The organism is Nocardia sp. CC213A, from assembly GCF_030766805.1.
Lineage (GTDB): Bacteria > Actinomycetota > Actinomycetes > Mycobacteriales > Mycobacteriaceae > Nocardia > Nocardia otitidiscaviarum.
Window position 1 is genome coordinate 1 of the sequence record NZ_JASFXA010000035.1, and the last position, 20,163, is coordinate 20,163.

Here is a 20,163-nt window from a genome sequence, read left to right on the forward strand (position 1 = left end):
TACTGCCGAACAATCACTCCCCAACCCGCACCACAACCTTCCCCACATTCTTCCCGCTCAACAACCCCTGAAACGCCCCCACCACACTCCCCAGCCCTTCGACCACATCCTCGAGATAAGCAACGCGCCCCTCCCGAACCCACCCCGAAACCTCGGAATAGAACTCCCCGAACTGCCCCGAGAACTCCGTCTGAATAAACCCCCGCACCGTCAACGACTTCCGCAACACCAGCGACATCAGCAGCCCCATCCGATCCGGCCCCGGCGGCAGCGACGACGCGTTGTACTGAGCGATCAACCCACACACTGGAATTCGGGCGAACCCGTTGAGACGCGGCAGGACTGCATCGAAGACCGCACCACCGACATTCTCGAAGTAGACGTCGATACCGTCCGGGGTAGCGGCGGCCAACTGCTCCACGAAATCGGGTGCCCGATGATCGATCGCGGCGTCGAAACCGAAATGGTCACGCAGTAGCGCAACCTTCCGCGGCCCGCCCGCGATCCCGACCGCCCGCGCCCCCTTGATCTTGGCGATCTGCCCGACCGTGGCCCCGACCGGCCCGGTGGCGGCGGCGACCACCACCGTCTCACCCGGTTGGGGACGGCCGATGGTGAGCAACCCCGAGTAGGCGGTGAATCCGGGCATGCCCAGGACGCCGAGCGCGGTGGTGAGCGGTGCGGCTTCCGGGTCGAGCTTGCGCAGGTGCTTCACCCGCTCCACCGAATGCGTTTGCCAGCCACCGTATCCGAGCACGTAGTCACCGGATCGCACTGCGGGATCGGCGGATTCGAGCACCCGCGACACCGTCGCGCCGACCATGGTCTCGCCGATACCCACCGGTGGCGCGTACGAGGGTGCATCGCTCATGCGCCCCCGCATGTACGGGTCGAGCGAGAGATACAGCGTCTGAAGCAGGGCTTCGCCCGCCCCGGGCGGATCCAACTCCACCGTCTCGGTGCGGAAGTTCTCTTCGGTGGGCATGCCGGTGGGCCGGGAGGCCAGGACGATCCGAGTGCTCTTCATTCCGCGATACACCTTTCGCCGGGGGAACGATCCCACGGTACGACGGAACACCCGCGATACACAGGCGACGGGCCGCCACCGAGACGGCGGCCCGCCAGAGAGGGTCAGCTCACGTGGACCGGGAAGGACGCCAGATCGTTCTGGGTGAGCACGGGCAGATTGCCGATCTCCTCCACCGGCACCGCCAGCCGCAGCTCGGGGAACCGCTCGAACAGCGCGGGTAGTGCGATGGCGGCCTCCATGCGGGCCAAGGCCGCGCCGGGGCAGATGTGCGGACCGTAACCGAAGGAGATATTGCGGTGGGCGGTCGGCCGGGTGATGTCGAATTCGTCGGCGTCCGCACCGTGCACGGCGGTGTCGCGGCCGATGGCCCGATACGACATGACGACGCCCTCGCCCTTCTCGATCACCGTGTCACCGACGGTGATGTCCTCGGTGGCGAAGCGCATCAGCAGGTGGATGACCGGCCCGTCCCAGCGCAGGGTCTCCTCGATGGCGTTGCGCCATTCGTAGTCACCCGAGCGGATCTTGTCGAGCTGTTCCGGCCGGGTGAGCAGTGCGCGCACGGCGGCGAGAATCAGGCTGACGGTGGTTTCGTGGCCCGCGGCGACCAGGGCCTTGAGATTGCCCACCACCTCTTCCTCGGTGAGCGGTTCACCGCCCTCGTCGGCCTGGATGAAGGCGCTGGTGAGATCGTCGGTCGGGTCGGCCGTCTTGGCCCGCACCATCTTCAGGTAGTAGACGTCCAGCTCTTCGAGCAGCCGTAGTCGCTCCTCGTGCGGTGTCAGCATGGAGAAGAACGCCTTGTACGACTCCAGCAGATACCCGTGGTCTGCCTTGTCGACGCCCATGAGCTCGCTGACCACCCGCATGGGCAGCGGATACGCGAAGACCTGCTTGAGATCCACGACCGCGCCGTCCTTGCCCGCCGCCTCCAGATCGTCGAGCAGTTCGGCGACGAACCGTTCGATCATGGGCCGCAGGGCCTCCAGCCGCCGCGGGCTCAGCGCCTGGGTGGTCTTGATGCGCAGGCGGCGGTGCTCCGCGCCGTCGACGGTGAACATGGAGCGTCCCGCGTCGATCATGCCGATCAGCGGCCACTGCCGGGTGACGACACCGGAATTCCACAGTCCCCAGGCATTGATGTCCTTGACCAGGCGGCTGTCGACCAGCAGCTGGCGGGCGACGCTGTGATCGGTGACCGTCCAGGCGGTGGCGCCCAGCAGGTCGATGCGGGCCAGCGGCCCGGCCGCGCGCAACCGGTCGGTCTCCCCGGCCAGATCACCGATCATGGGGTCGATGGCGATGGGGCATTGACTACTCACGAGAAACCTCCGACAGCACGAACAGGAGTGAAAACCACGGGAAGAGAAGTCATCCCGCGCAGAAACGGCGAGGGTCGCCGCATCAGGTTCTGCGGCGGCACCGCCAAGTCGACATCGGGCAACCGATCGAGCAGTACCTCGATTCCGGTGCGCGCGATGACCTCGGCGATCTGCTGCGCCGGATACGGGCACCGGTATTCGCCGTAACTGAACGCGAAGTGCGCGCTGTTGCCGAGATAGGCCGAGCCCGGTCCATCCGAAATGCCCTGTCGCACATGAGGGTCAGTGTTGGCCGCGCCCAGACCGAGCAGCAGCAGATCCCCGGACCGCACCGTCTTGTCCGCCAGCCGGGTGTCCCGGGCCGCCCAGCGTCCCGCGAGGATCTGCGTCGGGGTGTCCTCCCACAGCGCCTCGTTCATGGCCTGGCCGACACTGCTGCGTCCGCCGCCGAACGCCGCCGCGAACCGGTCGTCGGTGAGCATGAGCCGCAGCGAGTTCACCAGCCAGTCGGCGGTGGTCAGATGTCCGGCGGCCAGGATGGCCTGGAGATCGAGGGTGTACTCCTCGGCGGTGAACGGCTCGGGGTGCGCCAGCATCATCGACACCAGATCACCGGCCGGATGCTGCTGCTTGACCGCCACCAGATTCGCCATGGCCTGGTTGAAGCGCCCGTACGCCGCCTGCGCCTCGGCACCGCTGTCGGCGATGTGCTTCATGATGGTCGCGAGTTCCAGCGCCTCGCTGTCCGGGAAGCCCATGATGCGCGCCAAGGCGAGCACCGGCAGCGGTTCGGCGAAGTCGGCGACCATGTCGGCCTCGCCGCGCCCGCAGAACGAGTCGATCAGCCGATCCGCCAATTCCTCACAGGTGGCGCGCAATTCGAACGGATTGACCGACTCCAGCGCGGGTTCCACCATGGCGACGTGCCGCCGGTGCTCGGCACCGGCGGTGAAGTAGATGGACGGCATGGGCGAGCCGACCATGGGCAGCAGCGGCCAGTCCGGCGGGATATTCGGCCACTGGTTCCACAGCGCGACATTGCGTGGAAACAGCTCCGCGTCGCTGGTCACCTGATGCAGTTCGCGGTAGCCGATCACCAGCCAGGCCGGAATGCCGCCCGGCAGTTCGACAGCCACCACCGGCCCGTGCTCGCGCCGCATCTCCGCGTAGAGCCGGAACGGATCGGTGTGGAAGCGCGGGCCGCTCAGCGGCACGGCGGAATCACGGTGCACCGGGCACCCGCCGGAACGCTCCGGCACGAGGTCGGGCGAGGTCATGAGGCGGTCTCCGGGGTGAGGTCGGGACGCCGAGCGGCCTCGGCGTAGAGGTGCTCGACGAGGGTGATCAGCACCCGCTTGCTGGACTCGCGCGAGCGGGCGTCGCAATTCAGCAGCGGCACAGCGGGATCCAGGTCGAGGGCGTCGCGCACGTCGCCGGGCATGTGCGGATGTCCGCCGAAATCGTTGCACGCCACCACGAACGGGGTGCGCTGATGTTCGAGCCGGTCGATGGCGTACCAGCAGTCGGCGATCCGACGCGGATCCACCAGCACGATGGCGCCCAGCGCGCCGGTGAACAGCCGGTCCCACAGGAACCAGAACCGTTCCTGTCCCGGCGCGCCGAACAGGTACAGCACATGTTCCGCGTCGATGGTGATGCGGCCGAAGTCGAAGGCCACGGTGGTGGTCGACTTCCCCGGCACGCCACCGGGATCGTCCACGCCCACACCGGCATCGGTCATGGTGGCCTCGGTGTCCAGGGGACGGATCTCGCTGACGGAACGCACCAGCGTGGTCTTGCCGACCCCGAAACCGCCGACGATGACGATCTTCAGCCCTTGGCGGGCGGTGCTGTGCAAGGGGGCGTCGGCGCGGGCGGGTCGGGGGTCAAAGCTTGCGGAGTCCAACGAGTACCTTCTCGAGGGTGGTGGCATCCGGCACCGCGGTCCACGGCGAGCCGGGGATGACCGTGCCGGTGTGCGGGTGGCGTACGGTGATCCGGCCCGCGTGCAGCAGGTCCGACAGCAGGATGGTGGCGATTCCGACCGGGATGCGCAGCTCCGCCGCGATTTCCACCACGGCGGTCGGCGCCGTGCACATGCGCAGGATGGCCGCGTGCTCGGATTGCATTCCCGGCGTCGGATCGCATTCGCTCACAACGAGAGTCACGAGATCGAAGGCGTCGGAGTCGGGTCTGCTCCGGCCCCCCGTCAGCGTGTAGAGCCGATCGGGGGAGTCGTCGCGGCCGGGTCTGCTCACGGCAGGCTCGTTCCCCCGCGCGGTGCCGCCGCGAGATGCTCGCCGAGTTGTTCGACCAGCTCGCGCATATTGTGGCCGACCAGCCCGGCATCGGCGTCCTCGGCCGCGATCACCGCGATGTGCGCGCCCATACCGGCTTCCACGATGAACAGGATGCCGCCGTAGAACTCGGTCATGGACTGGCGCACGCCGCTGTGCCCCGCCCCGAATTCCACCGACGCCCCGTGCGAGAGGCTCTGGATGCCCGCCGCGATGGCGGCCAGTTGATCGGCCTTGTCGACGCCGAGTTCCGGGGTGTGACAGATTTTCAGCCCGTCGCTGGACAGCAGCAGCGCGTGCCTGGTGCGCGGGGTGCGGCCGAGTAGCTGTTCGAGCAGCCAGCCGAGTTGTGCGGGCGCGGACGTTGTCATCGATCGGCCTCCAGGGCGGGGGAAGTGGTTGCGGTATCTCCGTTCTCGCGCCCGGTCACGGCGCGCTGGAAGGCCCCCAGCGACGACGGTGACGACGGGGCGGGCGGGACCGCGGCGGATGTCGGAGCGGACAGACCCTCGGGGTGCACCGCGGCCAGGGTGCTGCCCCGGCGGCGCTTGGGGAGTGCCGGTTCGGGGACGGCCGGTGCGATCGCGTGATTCTCACCGGTGCTGTCGGATCGACCGGTGAGTTCCCGCGGTGTCTCGGCGATGGCCGCGGCGATGGTGGACAGTGTGCGGGGCGCCGGTTCCACCCGGGTGGTGAGGTCGCGCGGCACCACGACGACCACCGCGGTGCCGCCGATGGCCGACGGCCGGTACGAGACGGTGAGCCCGTGCTTGCGCGCGAGATGGCCCACCACCGCGAGCCCGAGGCGAGTGCCGGTGAGCGAGGACAGATCCGCGCGCGCGTCGCGCCCGTCGGTTCCCGATACCGCCGCCTCGGCGCGGCGCAGTGCGGATTCGCTCATCACGAGTCCGCTGTCCTCGATGGTGATCACCACGCCCGCGGGCACCTCGGCGGCGTAGACGTGCACCTCCGTGGTGGGCGGGGAGAAGTTGCAGGCGTTGTCGAGCAGTTCGGCGAGTGCGTGCATGACGCCCTCGGCCGCGTGCCCGGCGATGGCGATCTCGGCGATGGCGCGCAGCCGGACCCGCTGATACCCCGCGACACGCCCCATGGCCCCGCGCAGAATCGATTCCATGGCAATGGGTTTGGCCCAGCGACGTCCCGAGCGTGCCCCGCTGAGTACCGCGATGCTGTCGGCCAGCCGCCCGGCCTGGGCGGTGCGATGATCCAGGTGCAGCAGGTCGGCCAGCACGGTGGGGTCCGCGTGCCGATGCTCCATCTCGCGCAGTTCCGCCAGCATGCTGGTGGTCATGGCCTGCATGCGCCCCGCCGCCCCGGCGAACGCGGCCAGCGCCGCGGCCCGGCGCGCCTCGGCGCTTCTGGCCTGCTCCAGGAGTCCGGTCGCGGCCTCGGTGGCCGCGTCGGCGCGCCCCGCGGCCTCGGCGGCGGTGGTCGCGGCGTCCCGCCGGACCTCTGCGGCCTCAGCACGCGCCCGGTCGGCCTCCACCCGGTAGTGGAATGCCGCTGTCACACTGGCGCACACCGTGATCGCCGCCACCAGCACACCGATGGTTATCGGTAGTCGGGCGGCGGTGGGTGCGAAGAACACCGCGGCGGCGCCGAGCACGGTGGTCAGGGTCGCGCAGACCAGTAGCGCCAGATAGGGCTGGCGCGTACCGCGAATGCTGAGTGGGGTCGGTTCGCCGTCCGGGGGACTGGATGATTCTGACAAGTTCCGCACTTCCGCACTCGCGTCGACCACGGGAAACGCATACGGTCTCCGGGCTCTGTACCCCCCTGCCGCAACCACTCAAAAAACATGGCCGACAAGCGGTTTCGAAGGTCGCCAGGATTGTAGCCCCGGATTTCAGCAACCGCTACTCGAGTCTTGCTGGACGGTCGTCCGGGGGTGCGGCGTGCGGATCTACCTGGTCGATCGCGGCACGCGGGCTGGTCGCCAGGTCTCGAGATGACAACTACTCATGAGACAGTTACCTTATGGTTACCTAATTCGACTAGAAGTGATCCACAAGAAATCACTGCGAGTATCGGACGATCGAAGACGCATGACAGACGAGGGAGGTTCCAATGGCAATCAAACAGCTAGCCATCGTTCCGCTGGTGGAGGCCGAAGATCCGGCGTGGCGTGAACTGGCACTGTGCTCCCAGACCGATCCGGACGTCTTCTTCCCGGAGAAGGGCGGCTCCACCCGCGAGGCCAAACTGGTCTGCGGCCGTTGCGAAGTGCAAGGGGAGTGCCTCGAGTACGCGCTCGCCCACGACGAGCGCTTCGGCATCTGGGGTGGCCTGTCCGAGCGGGAGCGCCGCAAGCGCAAGGACGAATTCCGCCGTCGCGGCCATCTGCGCGCCGTCAGTTAGGCGCACGCGCGCGTCACTTGTGCGCGTACTCCCAGTCGATGTCCGCGTCGAGGGCCACGCGGATACGCTGCGCGAGTTCCGGTGTCCACTCCGGTGGCCGGGTGATCGCGGCCCAGCCGTCCAGGACCAGGGTGCCGTACTTGTGGCCGTGCCCGGCCGGAACCTTCTGGGCATTGGCCAGATCGGCGCTGATCTGCCAGAAGGTGACGATGGGCCACCAGCGCACCGACCGTGAGACATCCGAACCGCGCGGTTCGGCGAGCCAATCCGGTCGGGAGAACAGCAGATCCGGCGACCACCAGACAATGGGGTCCGAGGCGTGCTGGAGATACACCACGCGCGGATCCAGCCATTGGGCGTCCGGCCGGTCCAAATCCGCAGCGCTTCCGGCGAATCGAACAACCAGTCCATCGGCGTAGACGGGCAGGATCTCGGGGGTGCCGGGATCGCGTCGCGCCTCCAACGCACTCCAGATGCGATTGGAATTCGGCGGACCCACCCACATCACCCCGTCGACGAGGGTGCGGATGTCATCGAGACCGGTGAACGCCCCTTCGGAACCCTGCGAGCCCAGACTCTCGCCGTAGACGAGCAGTTTCGGCCGCGCCTCCGGCGGCAGCGTGGCCCAGCGCGCGTGCACGGCGTGCACCAGCAGCCGTCCGGCCTCCGTGGCCTTGTCGCGGTCGGACAGAAACGACAGCACGCTCGGCAGATACGAGTACTGCGTCGCCGCGATGGCGGTATCGCCGCCGTACATGTACTCGATGGCCGCGGCCGTGGTCGAGTCCACCCACCCGGTGCCGGTGGTAGTGACCACGACCAGCACCCGCCGGTCGAAAGCGCCGGTGCGGTCGAGTTCGCGGACCACCAGATCGGCCACGGCCTCGGGTGTCGGCGCCGACTCCAGCCCGGCGTAGACCCGAATCGGCTCGCGCGCGGGCTTTCCCGTGACGGCCGTGATGCGCTCGGCCGACGGTGCGTAGGAGACGAACCAGCGCCCCTCGGAACCGAGCGTGTCCCACGGCGCCAGCGACGTCGGACTGCCCGACCGTTCCGGCAGCGCGGGCTGCTGGGCGGCCGCGGAGGTGTGGCCGTTGCGCAGGCTGAAGGCCGAGTTCGCCACCGAGAAGAAGGCTTTCACCAGCACGCCCTGCCACAGCAGTACGCAGAACACCGCGACCAGCACCACCGCGCCGGGCAGGGCGATCGGGCGCGGGACGCGCAGATCGATATTGAGCGCCCGGGTGAGGCGGCGCACCGCCCAGCGCAGCAGCCGGAACACCAGGATGATCAGCGCGACGGTGGCGAAGGCCAGCAGCTCGGTGCGCAGATAGCTCGAGGTGGTGGTCGGCTCCATGCCCATCATCGTCTGGAGGTTGCGCTGCCAGCGGGCCGAGCGCACCAGGATGAGCGCCGCCCCGACGACCACCGCCACCACCGTGCCCGCCTTGAGTAGATCCTGCACGCGCTGCGGCGGATTCATGAGTGTGGCGATCCACGCGCGCTCCGGCAGCCGCGGCCGCACCCAGCGCGTGAACGCCCACTCCAGCACGCAGCCGACGGCATAGCCGATCACGGCGCTCACGCCGCTGACGAGTCCCTGGAACAGCCAGGTGCGCGGGAGCAGCGACGGTGATACCGACCAGGCGAAGAAGATGGCCGCGACCACGACACCGGGGTAGTTCGGCCGGATGGCGCGTTCCGCCGTCAGCAGCGCCGACAGTCCGCGCTCCAGGATCGTCATCCCCAGAGTGTTACCCGCCGATTGCCGTGACCTGGGGCAGCGACACGGATGAGAGGTCGGTCACGCCGGCGCTCCCGCTGTGCGATAGGCCATCGATCATCGCCAAGTTCTGGACGTCTGACTACTTTCGACATGGTTCATGTAGTCCAGTTCAGAGGAACAGCCATGCCCATTATCGATCTCGGTTCCGCCGCCTTGAATCTCGCCAACGTCGTCACCAATATCGCCGCGAACATCACCTACATCCTGCACGCCTGGGGTCTGGCCTGATCCTGATCGGGTGAATCCCGGCGCGCGCGGTTGACGAACAGTGCTATTCGCAAGTCGCCGGAGCGTGTGACAGACTACACACCGCAGGGAACAGTGGGCGGTGTGTGAATGGTGAGTGGCAGGCAGACTTCGGGGCGGGTGATTCCGTTTCCGGGGCGGCACCGCAAGGATGCGGGACCGGCGCCGACGGGGCGATTGCGGCGCGATGCGAAATTGGCGGCCGTACCCGTCGCGTATGCGGGACGGCGCGCGGCCGGCCTGGGTCGGCGCATGCTCGGGCGCACCGCGGCGGAGATCGATCGCGATATTCAGGTGCGCACCGCCGAGCATCTGGTCGACGTCCTCGGCGAATTGCGCGGATGCGCGGCCAAACTCGGCCAGCTGGCGTCGGTGTATCGGTCGGCCGTACCGCTGGTCCCGTTGGAATTCGGGGAGATAGCGGGCACTGCCCTCGCCCGATTACAGGATTCTGCGCCACCGATGCTGCCCGCGCTCGTCCATCAGGTGCTGGCCGAAGATTTCGGCCCCCGGTGGCGGGAGCGATTCCGTGACTTCTCGGATCGACCGGCCGCGGCGGCCTCACTCGGGCAGGTGCACCGCGCCGTCTGGCACGACGGCCGCGAGGTCGCGGTCAAGGTCATGTACCCGGGCGCACAGCAGGCGGTGGCGTCGGATCTGAGCCAATTGCGCAGCGTGACCGGAATCATCGGCGCGGTCATGCCGGGCGCGGATGTGCACGCGGTGGTCGACATGGTGTGCTCCATGGTCGGCGACGAACTGGACTACCACCGGGAGGCGGCGAATCAGCAGCGCTGTGCCGACGCCTTCGCCGGAGACCCCGACTTCCTGGTGCCCGCGGTTGTCGAACACACCGAACACGTGCTGGTCAGCGACTGGGTCGAGGGTATCGCGCTGACCCGACTCATCTCCGGCGGTGTCGCGGTCGACGAGCGCAGCCGGTGGGGACGGCGGGTGTTCCGCTTCCTGGAGATGTCCTATCGGCGCTGCGGTCTGCTCTACAGTGACGTGCATCCCGGGAACTTCCTGATGCTGCCGGACGGCCGACTCGCAGTGGTCGACTTCGGCGCTTGCGCCGGATATCCGCGCGACTTCCGTGCCATCGTCGCCGACATCAGCGAGGTGCTGTTCAACGGTACGCCCGCGGAACTGGACGCCGCCCTGCGCAGGCACGGATTCGTCCGTCCGGGAACCGATTTCGACGCCGAGGAACTGCTGCGCGTGGCCGCGCCGTTCCTCGAGGTGCTGCTGCGCGACGACTTCCGGATGTCGGTCGAGTGGCTGCGCGAGCAGGTGAACGACATCGTGGCCATCCGGCTGTCCAATGTGTTCCGGCAGATGACCCTGCCGCCCGAACTCACCCCGTTGGCGCGCAAGGTCGGCACCACCGTCGGCACCCTGTGCGTGCTGGGTACCGACGGGATGCGCGAGGACTTCCTGACCTGGTGGCCCGAGGTGGCCGCCGCGGTCGCCCGCTACGAGCAGCGTGTCACGGCGGCGCGTTCGGGCGACGGCGACTGAGTTCGGTCATCCCGCCATCATGGCGGCGGTGAACAGCGCGCCGATTATGGCGATCGCCATGAGCGCGACGATCACGCGATTGCCGCGCGTCGGTGGTTCCGCTCCCTGGATCTCGGGGTTCTCGCTCATCGTCCTCATTTCCTCTGCGGTTCGGCGGTGGTACCGGGTGCTCGTACTCCCGTGGCTCCCAACCGGTTTGCAGACCACGGGGTACGGGGTGACCACGCCGATACGGCATGATCTCATCCGCCGCCCGGTCGATGCCGGGGACCCCGAAAATGTTCGCCGTCGTATCCGTGATCAGTAGCGTCCGAACAGTACGGCGGCATTGTGCCCGCCGAAGCCGAACGAATTGTTGAGGGCGAACTCCACATTCATGTGCCGCGGAGTGGAATGAACTACGTCCAGTTCGATTTCGGGATCCTGATTGTCCAGATTGAGCGTGGGCGGCACCACCTGATCGCGCAGCGTGAGCACCGAGATGACGGCCTCCAACGCGCCGACCGCGCCGACCGAATGACCCAGCGCCGATTTCGGCGCGTACACCGACGGATGGCGGCCGATCGACGCCGCGATACCCCGCGCCTCGGCCAGGTCGCCCATGGTGGTGCCGGTGGCGTGGGCATTGACATGGTCGACCTCGCTCGGGCTGACCCCGGCCGTCGCGACCGCGCGGCGCATCGCGCGGGCACAGCCCTGCCCCTCCGGATCGGGGGCCACCAGGTGGTAACCGTCGGCGGTGAGCCCCACCCCGAGCAGCCGGGCCAGCGGGGTGGCGCCGCGCGCCCGCGCGTGGTCCTCCGATTCCACGATCAGCAGCGCCGCCGCCTCTCCGAAGACGAAACCGTCGCGATCGCGGTCGAAGGGGCGCGAGGCCCGCGCCGGATCGTCGACACGGGAGCTGAGCGCCCGCGCCATCGAGAATCCGGCGATGGTCACGGGATTGATATAGCCCTCGACGCCACCGGCGATGACCATGTCCGCCTCGCCGAGCACGATGGAACGCCACGCGTGCACCAGCGCCTCGCAGCCGGAGGCGCACGCCGATACCGGCGTGACGAGACCGGCGCGGGCGCCGACCTCGAGACCCACCACGCCGGATACGCCATTGGGCATGGACATGGGCACCGCGAACGGCGACACCTTCCGGTAGCCGTGTTCCCGCATGGCCGCGTCGGCCGCCACGATGGTGTCCGCGCCGCCGAGGCCGGTGCCGATGCAGACGCCCAGCCGGTCGGCGTCCACCTCGGGTGTTCCGGCGTTCTCCCACAGGCGTTTTCCCATGGCATACGCCATCTGCTGCACGTAGCACATGCGCCGTTTGCGAACCCGGTCCAGACCGGCGGTGGGGTCGTCGACCAGGGTGCCGCCGATGGCATGGGGTAGCTCGTGGCGGGTGATCTCCGGAGAGGTCAGGGTGCTGATTCCGCTCGCCCCGGCCAGCAGGCCCTGCCAGGTGCCCTCGGTATCGGCGGCGATCGAGGTGGTCATCTCCACCGCCGTCACCACGACGTCGCGGAAGCCGCCGTTGCGGGTGGAGAAGCTGTCGAGTGTGTGCATCTGTCCCAGTCCCAACTGTCGATCCCACAGGCTCGAGCACGGCAGGTTCGTCAGGTCGGTGGAGACGTCGTTGTCCGGGATTCCGTGCGGCGTGGGCGACCAATTATTCAGGGCGGCAACGAGATTGCTCGCCGGGGCCAGCGTAGCCGGAAAGCCGGGGAACCGGCAGGGGCGGTGGGTTTCCGGCGGTCAGGCCAGCGCCGCGTCGACGACCACCGCGGCCAGATACGCCTGTCCCGCGACATTGGCGTGCAGCGGCACGGTCGGTGTCTCCGGGCGCGGACCATTGACCCGGCGGACCTCGACCGGTGCGCAGATGTCGTGTCCGGTCGCGGCGTAGTTGTCGGCGAAGCGGGCGCCGTGGGCGCGGGCCAGCTCGCGCAGGGTGTCGGTGAGACGCTGTCCGCCACCGTGGTCGAGCACGCCGAAACACTGTCCGCTCGTGGGCAGATACCGCAGGTAGGTGGTGAGCACGACGGTGGCGTGCGGGGAGCGCCGACGGATCTCGGTGAGTATCGCCCCGATGCGCTCGGTGAGCATGGTGAGCTGGGCGGCGGTGATGACATTGACGTCGAAGACACCGATGTCGTTGCCCCCGATGGTGAGTGTGACCAGGTCGGTGTCGGGCATGAGCGCGTCGAGCTGCGGTGGGTTCACCGCTCCGCCGCGGCCGACCTGCGGCGCAGTCATATTCGCGGTCTTCGCTCCACTGCAGCTGACATCGACGAACTCGCGCACCCGCAGCGTGCGCGCCACGACCGACGGATAGTTGTCGGCGGCGCGGTCGCAGAACCGGGGACTGCCCGGCTGGATTCTGTCGAGCGACCCCACCGCCGCCGCGGAATCCCCGAGTGCGACGTAGGTGTCGAACGGGGGAGCCGCCGGTGTGGCCGCGGCCGCGGTGAACGCCGCCGCGATGCAGATCGACACCGGCGTGATGACTAGGCGACGCAATCGGGCTGCGTGCATATGTCCTCTCTACCGCACCCGCCGGTCGGGTGCGACCACCGTGCGCCCGGGATGTGAACAGCGCGCGGATCATCCCCAACGAACGTTCTCACCCGGCCGGGATCTCGGCCGACTGCTAGATTTCCCGGCAGAAAGGGGATTTCCAATGGGGGAGATGCTGCGAACCGATATCGAGGCCCTGCGCGTCATGGCGGCGGGGGTGCGTGGGGAGGCCGATGCCATCGGTGGCATCGATCCGGTCGGACTGATCGCGACGGTGGGGCGGGCCATGCCGAATTCGGCCATCGGGTCCGCCGCCGTCGAATTGAGTGAACCGCTACGGACGGCGCTGCGCGATATGGCTCGGCAGGTGCGGGGCTTCGCCGATGCGGCCGACCACGGCGCCACCACCTACGAGGCGCTGGATCAGGCGCTCACCGAGCGGCTGGACGGATACCTGCACGGCACCTCGTAGCGGGGGAGTGCCGCCGTGTCGCGAGCGAGCCTGTCCCGGATGCGCGGCTGGGATCCCGCGACCGTGGCCGTCACCGCCGATTCGCTGGCGGCGATGAATCTGCGCATGGCCGAGGCCGTGCGCCGGGTCGGCCGTGATGTCGACGAGGCAGTGGGGCGGTGGCGCGGCGACGCCGCCGCCGCGGCCGCGCTGCGGGCGCTGGAGTCGCAGCTGGCGGCCGGCCATCTGGCGGCGGCCGTACTCGATATCGCCGATGCCTGCGCGGACGCCGGGAATCTCGCGGAGATCCGCGCCACGGTACTCGGCCTCGAGGACGACGCCCACGCTCACGGCTGCGTGGTCGCCGACGACGGTACGGTCACCGCACCCGTGGCGAACACGGGCAATCCCGCGCTTGATCTCGCACTCCAGGCATGTCTCGACACCAAGGCCGCGGCACTCCAGGCGCGGCTGGTGCCGCTGTTGGTGGGCGCCGACGGGCTGGATCGCGAGGTGGCCGCCCGACTCGACGACGCCCGTGCCGAACTGCTCGCGCTGGCGGCGAATCCCCAGGGCGCACGGCCGGATTCGCGCATTATCGATATCCTGGACGGCGCCGCGTTGTTCCCCGACGACCCGTACGCCGTGCACGAGCTGTGGGAATCCCTCACGCCCGCCGATCGCGACGCGCTCGTCGCCTACGACCCGGCCATCGGGAATCGCGACGGCATTCCGGCGGTGGCGCGGGACTTCTACAACCGGCGGTATCTGGCGCGGCTGGAGTCGGCCGCCCACGCCGAACTCGCCTACCTCGACGGGCTGCATCCGGACTGGGCGGCCGGGCGGAATCCGCCCAGTACACCGGCGGAGTGGATACGCCTGCGGGAGTGGGACGCCGCCCGGCAGGAGGCGCACACTCGGCTGGCCGACTATCGGGTGGTTCGCCGGCAGCTCGACGGTGGCGGTGACCCGCCCCGCTATCTGCTGGCGGTCGACGACAGCGGGCGGGGCGCGATCGCCCTCGGCAATCCGGACGCCGCCCGCAACATCGCGACCTTCCTCCCCGGCACCGGCGCGCGGCTGGGCACCATCGGCGCGGGCGTCGACCGCTCCCGTGCGCTGCTGGACGCGGCCACACGCGCGAATCCGGCCGAGCGCAGCGCGGTGATCGCCTGGTACGGCTACCACGCGCCGCCCGACCTGATGGCCGCGCTGCGTCCCGACTACGCCACCGCCGCCGCTCCCGCGCTCGACCGCTTCCTGGACGGCCTGCGCGCCACCCACTCCGGCCCGCCCGCGCACACCACGCTCGTAGGCCACAGTTACGGCAGTACCGTGATCGGTGTCGCGGCCACCGGAGGAGGGTCTCTCGCGGCCGATAGTGTGATTTTCGTCGGCAGTCCGGGGGTACGGACCGACCATGTCACCGAGCTCCGGCTCGACGGCGTGCCGCCCGCGGACAACCCCCGGCACATCTTCGCCACCGCGGCCGCCGCCGATCCGGTCGCCGTCTTCGGTTCCGTGGCGCACGGTATCAGTCCGATCGAACGGGCGTTCGGCGCAACGGTTTTCGAGTCCGCGCCGGGCACCCGGCTGCAATTGCCGTTCCTCACGGTGTTCCCGGGAGAGCCGTGGGCGCACCACGGTTACTGGGATGCGGGCAATCCCGGATTGGTCACCCAGGGCGAGATCGTCGGCGGTGCGTACCCCCGATGACCACGGGTTAAACGTTTACCGACGGATCGCCGCGAGTGTTATTCGTACGATTGACCATGTTATGGTGCGTGTGATCCGGGGCACATCGCCCGTCATGGGCAGAATGTCGCGGGTCGCGATGAGGGAAATTGGAAGGTTCGACGATGTTGGTTACCGCTGGCGAGATTCCGGCGCAAGCGGATTCGTGTGGTGCTGAGCGCGTCGACGTGAACGGTTCGGCGAGGACGTAGATGCGCAGCGACAGCATTCGACGCAAGTTCAAGCTCCACGAGGATCAGCGGCGCGCGAGTGAACTACCCCGGCTCCTGGAGGGGCTGGAGGTGCTCGGTTTCGTACGCGCCGACGAGCTGCCCCAGCAGCTGCTGGACACCCTCGCCGATTTCGGCACCGCCAACCCGGCGCCGAACCAGCGCATCTACGCCGGGACCGCCAAGCCCCGCGTCGACGAGTGGCATGGGGAATTGCTGCGCCGCGCGGGCATCGGTGAGCGGTTCTTCCTGCGCACCGGGCTCGAGTACTTCCCCTGGGCGGACTGCCGGGTAACCGACGGACGCTGGCTCGACGCCGTGCGCTCCGTGCTCGGCCCCGGTCTCGCGTTCATCGCCCACGACCGTCATTCGGCGGCGCTCACCGTTCCGGTGCGGTACGAACTGCTCGGCTATCTGACCGTGCCGCTGGTCGGCCCGACCGACACCAAACCCGCCGAACCGGCCGAGGACAACGAGGCGACCGTCCTCATGTCCCGGATCGAGCCCGCCGAGACCGCGCGGACGGAAGTCGCGGGCGGCTGACACCCGAACCGTGGCGCGCCGGGATACGTTGTTCTCGGTATCCGCGCGACGGAACGGAGGCGCTGCCATGACGACCCTCGACGGACTGCCCGCGCATGTCCTACTGGTCCACGCACTGGTGGTGCTGGTGCCGCTCACCGCGGCGCTGCTCATCCTCTGTGCACTGTGGGTGGCCGCGCGCCGGCGACTCGTCTGGCCGACCGCGGTCCTGGCGGTGGTGGTGGTCGCGCTGACACCGCTCACCATCGACGCGGGCGAGTGGCTGTACACCAGGGTGGGCAGCACGCCCGCCGTCGACGAACACGTCGAACTCGGCCGCGCCAGCCTCTACTACGTGATCCCGCTGCTGGTGGTGGCGCTCCTGCTGCTGCTCTGGCACTGGCGCGAGGAGCGCGGCGCGACCATCGGCCGTCCCGTGGTGAGTGTCCTCATCGTGCTCGCGATCGTCGCCGGGGTCGCGGCGGGTGTGCAGATCTACCGCGTCGGTGAGAGCGGTTCACGCGCGGTGTGGGGCGGCATCACGGCGACGTAGCGGTGAAGGCCGTCGATACGAAAAAACCGCCGTGGCCCGGCGCCCGGTCTGCGGGGCGGGCGCCCGGCCACGGCGGCTCGGCACGGTCAGATCTTGCGGATCACCGTGACAACCTTGCCGAGAATCTGTGCGTCATTGCCCGGGATGGGCTCGAACAGCGGGTTGTGCGGCATCAGCCACACCTGGGAACCGGTGCGCTTGAAGGTCTTGACCGTGGCCTCGCCGTCGATCATGGCGGCCACGATATCGCCGTTGTCGGCCACGTTCTGCTGGCGCACGACCACCCAGTCGCCGTCGCAGATGGCGGCGTCGACCATGGACTGGCCGACCACCTTCAGCAGGAACAGCGACCCCTCGCCGACCAGCTCGCGCGGCAGCGGGAACACGTCCTCCACTGCCTGCTCGGCCAGGATCGGACCACCGGCGGCGATCCGGCCCAGCACGGGCACGTAGGTCGGGATGGGCTGATCGCCGGAATCGGCGGGCTCCGCGCCGACCGGACGCAGCTGGGTCACGCCGGTGGCGCGCACGGCCGTCTCGTCCAGGCCCCGGACATCCACGGCGCGTGGCCGATTGGGGTCGCGCCGCAGGTAGCCCTTGCGCTCCAGGGCGCGCAACTGATGGGCGACCGAGGAGGTGGAGGTGAGGCCGACGGCGTCGCCGATCTCGCGGATGCTCGGCGGATAGCCGCGGTCGCTCACCGAGGTGCGGATGACCTCCAGCACCTTGCGCTGCCGGACGGTGAGATCCGCCCCGGTGCCGGACGCTTCGGTGCTGTCGTCGCCGACCGGTTCGTTGTCACCGTCCACGCCGCCGTGTTCGCTCACCGCCGTCGTCCTCCGTTCCCTGCTGTGTCTCACCGGAATGCTGCTGCACCGGAATTGTGGGTGGCTACCCGGAATTCGTGCTTCGACTGTAGTCCGAGGGCCGCGCTGGATCAAACATCTGTTCGACGCATGTCGCGGAAATGCTGGATTCTGTCGGTGGGGCGTGGTAGAAATTCGAACATCAGTTCTTCGAACACATGAGCGAACATGTTCGGCACATCCACCATAAGCCCACTTCGGAGGTTTGTTCGATGCGCACTGTGGTCAGCGAATTCGACACCCTGGGAAGCGATCTCGGCTTCGACACCATCCCGCGCGCCATCCGCGCCAGCTTCGCGCCCGCGCGTGTCGTGAATGCCGCGTCGCGCCCGGTCGCGGAACGGCGGCCGTGTCGGAATCGGCCGAGCCCCGGTGTCGTGTCCTACGGCCGGGCGCGGATGCGTCGCGACCATGTCGTGATGCGCACCGAACCCGAGGCGATGCGCCGCCGCCCCTCGTTCAGTCGGGTGCGGCGTGCACAGGCCGGGCTCGCGGCGCTGGCCATCGCGGCGCTGGTGAGCGCCATGGCGGTGGCGGGTCTGATCGCGCTGGCGCAGCTGCGTGCCGGTGAGTTCGGCTCGCAGACCGTGCCCGCCGAGATCATGCCCGCCGAGATCATGTCCAGCGAGATCGCGCCCGCCCAGGTGCCGCCCGCCGTTCCGCGCTAGGCGTTCGGCTTCCGCGGCGACTGGGGAAGGTCGCCGCGGGAGTTGGGTCGAATGGGCCACGGGGTGTGGCCGGAATTGTTGATCGCAAACTGAAACGTGTTGCTACGTTCCTCGGGAATGTGACCGCGGCAACAGGGGAATGTGCGATCGATGAGCGGACGTAGCAAGGGAAATCGGCGGACCGGGGCCGTGGTTCGACTGCTGGGCATGGCGACCTGCCTGGCGCTGGGCATGGTCGCGGTACCGGCCACACTCGTCACGGCACCGGCGGCCCACGCCGACTCGGCCTATGCCGCCTACCTGGACCTGCCGCCGGTGAACGGCGACGGGGCCGGCGGTGGCGGGCTGCATCCGGCGCTGCCGCTGGACCCGGAGTCGCTGCGCCTGGCGCTCGACGAGGTCCGCGCGGCGGGTGTGGCACCGCGCCGCTATGCCACGCTGCTGCATCAGTACTGGCTCACGGTCGCCACCCGCCATGCCGATATCGACCTGGCGGCCTGGGACCCCACCCTCGGCGTCGACGCCAATACCCGCACCTTCACCCAGGTGTATGTGAACTATCTGCGGCTCAACAACGAGCATCCGGACTTCTACTGGGTGGGCCTGGCCGGGCTGGCGGGCGGCTCGTTCGCCTCCGGCTTCTTCGATATGAGCGATATGGGTGCGATCGTGAGCGTGCCCGGCGTGCATCAGCTCGGCAATGCCGTGGCCGACCTGCTGCGCACCACACCGCCGGAGCTGCTCGACATCCTGCCCTCGGATATCCGGCTGCTCGCCAGCGCGGGCGCACGGCTCACCGCCGCGGATCTGACCTGGTACCAGACCCGGCTGATGATCATGCAGAAGCACATCTTCATCGACCAGGTGCCCATGCACGAGGCGTACGTGGCCGGGGGCCTGGCCGCGGTGGAGGAGATGTACCGGGCCGGGGTCCTGGACGAGAACGCCATCCTGGCCTGGCGCGGAATCGCGGTCGGCACCCCGGCCGGCCTGGCGGACGCGGCGGTGCGGATGACCGACCGGGAACAGAATCAGATCATCGCCGACCAGTGGGATGTGACCTCCCGGGGGTGGGGTGCCATGGGCCGGGTCATGACCTACGTGAGCACCGTCGCCGGGAAGGCGGCCGTACCCGGCGTGCGCGCCCCCGGCGTCTTCGCGCCCACCACCCTCACCGCCGAGGCGGGCGGGCGCACCATCTCACTGCGCACGCCGCTGCCCGATTTCAACTGGGCCGATCGGGACACGCGCTGGCACTACATCGTCAACGATCTGCTGCCCAGCTACCTGGCCATGGTCGCCGATCCCGCGGTCGCGAGACCGGTTCTGGCCGAGCCTTTCCCGGCCAAGCTGGCGAACGGCCGCCTCCTGGTCAGATTGCCGGATCTGCTCGCCGACGTGACCTCGCAGTGGCAGCTGACGGCCTGATGTCAAGACCGGGCGCACGGTAATTGCGTCCCGCCGGGTATCCTCGGATTGCTGAGGACCCCAGGCATCGACGAAGGATCCGGAATGCATTGCCCGTACTGTCGTCACCCGGATTCCCGGGTGGTCGACTCGCGTGAGGCCGAGGAAGGCACCGCCATCAGGAGGCGACGTGCCTGCCCGCAGTGTGGGCGGCGGTTCAGCACGGTCGAGACCGCGATTCTCTCGGTGGTGAAGCGCAGCGGCGTGAGCGAGGCGTTCAGCCGCGAAAAGGTGATCCGCGGCGTGCGACGCGCTTGCCAAGGCCGCGAGGTCGACGACGACGCCCTCAACCTGCTCGCCCAGCAGGTGGAGGATGCGGTGCGCGCCAAGGGCGCTCCGGAGGTGCCCAGCCACGAGGTCGGCCTCGCCATCCTCGGCCCGCTGCGCGACCTCGACGAGGTCGCCTACCTCCGCTTCGCCTCCGTCTACCGATCCTTCAGCTCCGCAGAGGATTTCGAACGCGAGATCGCCGAACTACGCAAACACCGCGAGGAACAGTCCGTCGGCGCGACCGCTGACTGAACGACCCCGCGTGCCGCTGACTGAACGACCCCGCGTGCCGCCGACAGAGCGACCCGCG

General features: G+C 68.9%; 21 protein-coding genes. 9 read left to right on the plus strand and 12 right to left on the minus strand.

All coding sequences use genetic code 11. The features are described from left to right. Positions 1–13 precede the first annotated feature (13 nt). From QJS31_RS36255 to QJS31_RS36285, 7 genes are all read right to left on the minus strand, one after another. Positions 14–1,027 (minus strand): NADP-dependent oxidoreductase, encoded by a 1,014-nt coding sequence (locus QJS31_RS36255; protein WP_306358915.1) that lies wholly within the window; start codon positions 1,025–1,027, stop codon positions 14–16. Between the two features lie 104 nt (positions 1,028–1,131). Beyond that, complete coding sequence (locus tag QJS31_RS36260) at positions 1,132–2,352, minus strand: cytochrome P450 (RefSeq protein WP_039817822.1); 1,221 nt, start codon at positions 2,350–2,352, stop codon at positions 1,132–1,134. Further along, the gene (locus QJS31_RS36265; RefSeq protein ID WP_282785896.1) at positions 2,349–3,629 is read right to left on the minus strand and encodes a cytochrome P450; all 1,281 of its coding nucleotides are present in this window, start codon (positions 3,627–3,629) and stop codon (positions 2,349–2,351) included. The genes QJS31_RS36260 and QJS31_RS36265 overlap by 4 nt, the downstream gene beginning before the upstream one ends. Continuing rightward, positions 3,626–4,258: an ATP/GTP-binding protein gene (locus tag QJS31_RS36270; RefSeq protein ID WP_372341778.1), complete on the minus strand. Its 633-nt coding sequence runs from the start codon at positions 4,256–4,258 to the stop codon at positions 3,626–3,628. Before QJS31_RS36270 ends, QJS31_RS36265 begins: the two co-directional genes overlap by 4 nt. Then, positions 4,239–4,610 carry a DUF742 domain-containing protein gene (locus tag QJS31_RS36275; protein WP_306358916.1) on the minus strand — a complete coding sequence of 124 codons (372 nt, stop codon included), beginning with the start codon at positions 4,608–4,610 and terminating at the stop codon, positions 4,239–4,241. Before QJS31_RS36275 ends, QJS31_RS36270 begins: the two co-directional genes overlap by 20 nt. Continuing rightward, entirely contained in the window at positions 4,607–5,020 is a 414-nt protein-coding gene (locus QJS31_RS36280; protein ID WP_282785894.1) for a roadblock/LC7 domain-containing protein, read from the minus strand. Before QJS31_RS36280 ends, QJS31_RS36275 begins: the two co-directional genes overlap by 4 nt. Continuing rightward, positions 5,017–6,381 carry an ATP-binding protein gene (locus QJS31_RS36285; RefSeq protein ID WP_306358917.1) on the minus strand — a complete coding sequence of 455 codons (1,365 nt, stop codon included), beginning with the start codon at positions 6,379–6,381 and terminating at the stop codon, positions 5,017–5,019. The genes QJS31_RS36280 and QJS31_RS36285 overlap by 4 nt, the downstream gene beginning before the upstream one ends. A gap of 356 nt (positions 6,382–6,737) precedes the next feature. Between QJS31_RS36285 and QJS31_RS36290 the strand changes: the two genes are divergently transcribed. Beyond that, on the plus strand, positions 6,738–7,028 hold the full coding sequence (locus tag QJS31_RS36290) for a WhiB family transcriptional regulator (protein WP_029932929.1): 291 nt from the start codon (positions 6,738–6,740) through the stop codon (positions 7,026–7,028). A 13-nt stretch (positions 7,029–7,041) separates the two neighbouring features. Here the strand turns inward: QJS31_RS36290 and QJS31_RS36295 are convergent, their stop codons facing one another. Next, positions 7,042–8,772 (minus strand): alpha/beta-hydrolase family protein, encoded by a 1,731-nt coding sequence (locus QJS31_RS36295; protein WP_306358918.1) that lies wholly within the window; start codon positions 8,770–8,772, stop codon positions 7,042–7,044. A gap of 408 nt (positions 8,773–9,180) precedes the next feature. On the opposite strand from QJS31_RS36295, the gene QJS31_RS36300 reads away from it, so the two are divergent. Then, positions 9,181–10,581 (plus strand): AarF/ABC1/UbiB kinase family protein, encoded by a 1,401-nt coding sequence (locus QJS31_RS36300; protein WP_306358919.1) that lies wholly within the window; start codon positions 9,181–9,183, stop codon positions 10,579–10,581. 6 nt (positions 10,582–10,587) lie between these two features. Here QJS31_RS36300 and QJS31_RS36305 read toward each other — a convergent pair whose 3' ends face one another. From QJS31_RS36305 to QJS31_RS36315, 3 genes are all read right to left on the minus strand, one after another. After that, the gene (locus tag QJS31_RS36305) at positions 10,588–10,710 is read right to left on the minus strand and encodes a hypothetical protein (RefSeq protein WP_255056468.1); all 123 of its coding nucleotides are present in this window, start codon (positions 10,708–10,710) and stop codon (positions 10,588–10,590) included. Positions 10,711–10,881: 171 nt separating this feature from the next. Next, a complete protein-coding gene (locus QJS31_RS36310; RefSeq protein ID WP_282785273.1) occupies positions 10,882–12,141 on the minus strand; it encodes a KasA/KasB family beta-ketoacyl-ACP synthase in 1,260 nt (419 codons plus the stop codon). 189 nt (positions 12,142–12,330) lie between these two features. Beyond that, entirely contained in the window at positions 12,331–13,110 is a 780-nt protein-coding gene (locus QJS31_RS36315; protein WP_282785274.1) for an SGNH/GDSL hydrolase family protein, read from the minus strand. A 154-nt stretch (positions 13,111–13,264) separates the two neighbouring features. Between QJS31_RS36315 and QJS31_RS36320 the strand changes: the two genes are divergently transcribed. From QJS31_RS36320 to QJS31_RS36335, 4 genes are all read left to right on the plus strand, one after another. Beyond that, positions 13,265–13,564 (plus strand): hypothetical protein, encoded by a 300-nt coding sequence (locus tag QJS31_RS36320; protein WP_282785275.1) that lies wholly within the window; start codon positions 13,265–13,267, stop codon positions 13,562–13,564. 15 nt (positions 13,565–13,579) lie between these two features. After that, on the plus strand, positions 13,580–15,259 hold the full coding sequence (locus tag QJS31_RS36325) for an alpha/beta hydrolase (protein WP_306358920.1): 1,680 nt from the start codon (positions 13,580–13,582) through the stop codon (positions 15,257–15,259). A 230-nt stretch (positions 15,260–15,489) separates the two neighbouring features. Continuing rightward, positions 15,490–16,050, plus strand: a complete 561-nt coding sequence (locus QJS31_RS36330) for a hypothetical protein (RefSeq protein WP_282786287.1) — start codon at positions 15,490–15,492, stop codon at positions 16,048–16,050. A 67-nt stretch (positions 16,051–16,117) separates the two neighbouring features. Beyond that, positions 16,118–16,582, plus strand: coding sequence for a DUF2231 domain-containing protein (locus QJS31_RS36335; protein ID WP_282786286.1), 465 nt, complete (start codon positions 16,118–16,120; stop codon positions 16,580–16,582). Positions 16,583–16,668: 86 nt separating this feature from the next. Here the strand turns inward: QJS31_RS36335 and lexA are convergent, their stop codons facing one another. Further along, a complete protein-coding gene (lexA, locus tag QJS31_RS36340; protein WP_029932920.1) occupies positions 16,669–17,391 on the minus strand; it encodes a transcriptional repressor LexA in 723 nt (240 codons plus the stop codon). Between the two features lie 269 nt (positions 17,392–17,660). On the opposite strand from lexA, the gene QJS31_RS36345 reads away from it, so the two are divergent. The 3 genes from QJS31_RS36345 to nrdR all read left to right on the plus strand — a co-directional run bounded on the left by QJS31_RS36345 (position 17,661) and on the right by nrdR (position 20,105). Next, positions 17,661–18,116, plus strand: coding sequence for a hypothetical protein (locus QJS31_RS36345; RefSeq protein WP_306358921.1), 456 nt, complete (start codon positions 17,661–17,663; stop codon positions 18,114–18,116). A 150-nt stretch (positions 18,117–18,266) separates the two neighbouring features. Continuing rightward, entirely contained in the window at positions 18,267–19,544 is a 1,278-nt protein-coding gene (locus QJS31_RS36350) for a hypothetical protein (RefSeq protein ID WP_306358922.1), read from the plus strand. 84 nt (positions 19,545–19,628) lie between these two features. Further along, positions 19,629–20,105 carry a transcriptional regulator NrdR gene (gene nrdR / locus QJS31_RS36355; RefSeq protein ID WP_282780169.1) on the plus strand — a complete coding sequence of 159 codons (477 nt, stop codon included), beginning with the start codon at positions 19,629–19,631 and terminating at the stop codon, positions 20,103–20,105. Positions 20,106–20,163 lie beyond the last annotated feature (58 nt).

Coding starts and splice junctions, on each gene's coding strand:
- nrdR (WP_282780169.1), top strand. CDS start 19,629: ATGCATTGCCCGTACTGTCGTCACCCGGATTCCCGGGTGGTCGACTCG.
- QJS31_RS36345 (WP_306358921.1), top strand. CDS start 17,661: ATGCGCACTGTGGTCAGCGAATTCGACACCCTGGGAAGCGATCTCGGC.
- QJS31_RS36295 (WP_306358918.1), bottom strand. CDS start 8,772: ATGACGATCCTGGAGCGCGGACTGTCGGCGCTGCTGACGGCGGAACGC.
- QJS31_RS36290 (WP_029932929.1), top strand. CDS start 6,738: ATGGCAATCAAACAGCTAGCCATCGTTCCGCTGGTGGAGGCCGAAGAT.
- QJS31_RS36265 (WP_282785896.1), bottom strand. CDS start 3,629: ATGACCTCGCCCGACCTCGTGCCGGAGCGTTCCGGCGGGTGCCCGGTG.
- QJS31_RS36320 (WP_282785275.1), top strand. CDS start 13,265: ATGCTGCGAACCGATATCGAGGCCCTGCGCGTCATGGCGGCGGGGGTG.
- QJS31_RS36255 (WP_306358915.1), bottom strand. CDS start 1,027: ATGAAGAGCACTCGGATCGTCCTGGCCTCCCGGCCCACCGGCATGCCC.
- QJS31_RS36335 (WP_282786286.1), top strand. CDS start 16,118: ATGACGACCCTCGACGGACTGCCCGCGCATGTCCTACTGGTCCACGCA.
- QJS31_RS36315 (WP_282785274.1), bottom strand. CDS start 13,110: ATGCACGCAGCCCGATTGCGTCGCCTAGTCATCACGCCGGTGTCGATC.
- QJS31_RS36310 (WP_282785273.1), bottom strand. CDS start 12,141: ATGCACACACTCGACAGCTTCTCCACCCGCAACGGCGGCTTCCGCGAC.
- QJS31_RS36350 (WP_306358922.1), top strand. CDS start 18,267: ATGAGCGGACGTAGCAAGGGAAATCGGCGGACCGGGGCCGTGGTTCGA.
- QJS31_RS36305 (WP_255056468.1), bottom strand. CDS start 10,710: ATGAGCGAGAACCCCGAGATCCAGGGAGCGGAACCACCGACGCGCGGC.
- QJS31_RS36330 (WP_282786287.1), top strand. CDS start 15,490: ATGCGCAGCGACAGCATTCGACGCAAGTTCAAGCTCCACGAGGATCAG.
- QJS31_RS36280 (WP_282785894.1), bottom strand. CDS start 5,020: ATGACAACGTCCGCGCCCGCACAACTCGGCTGGCTGCTCGAACAGCTA.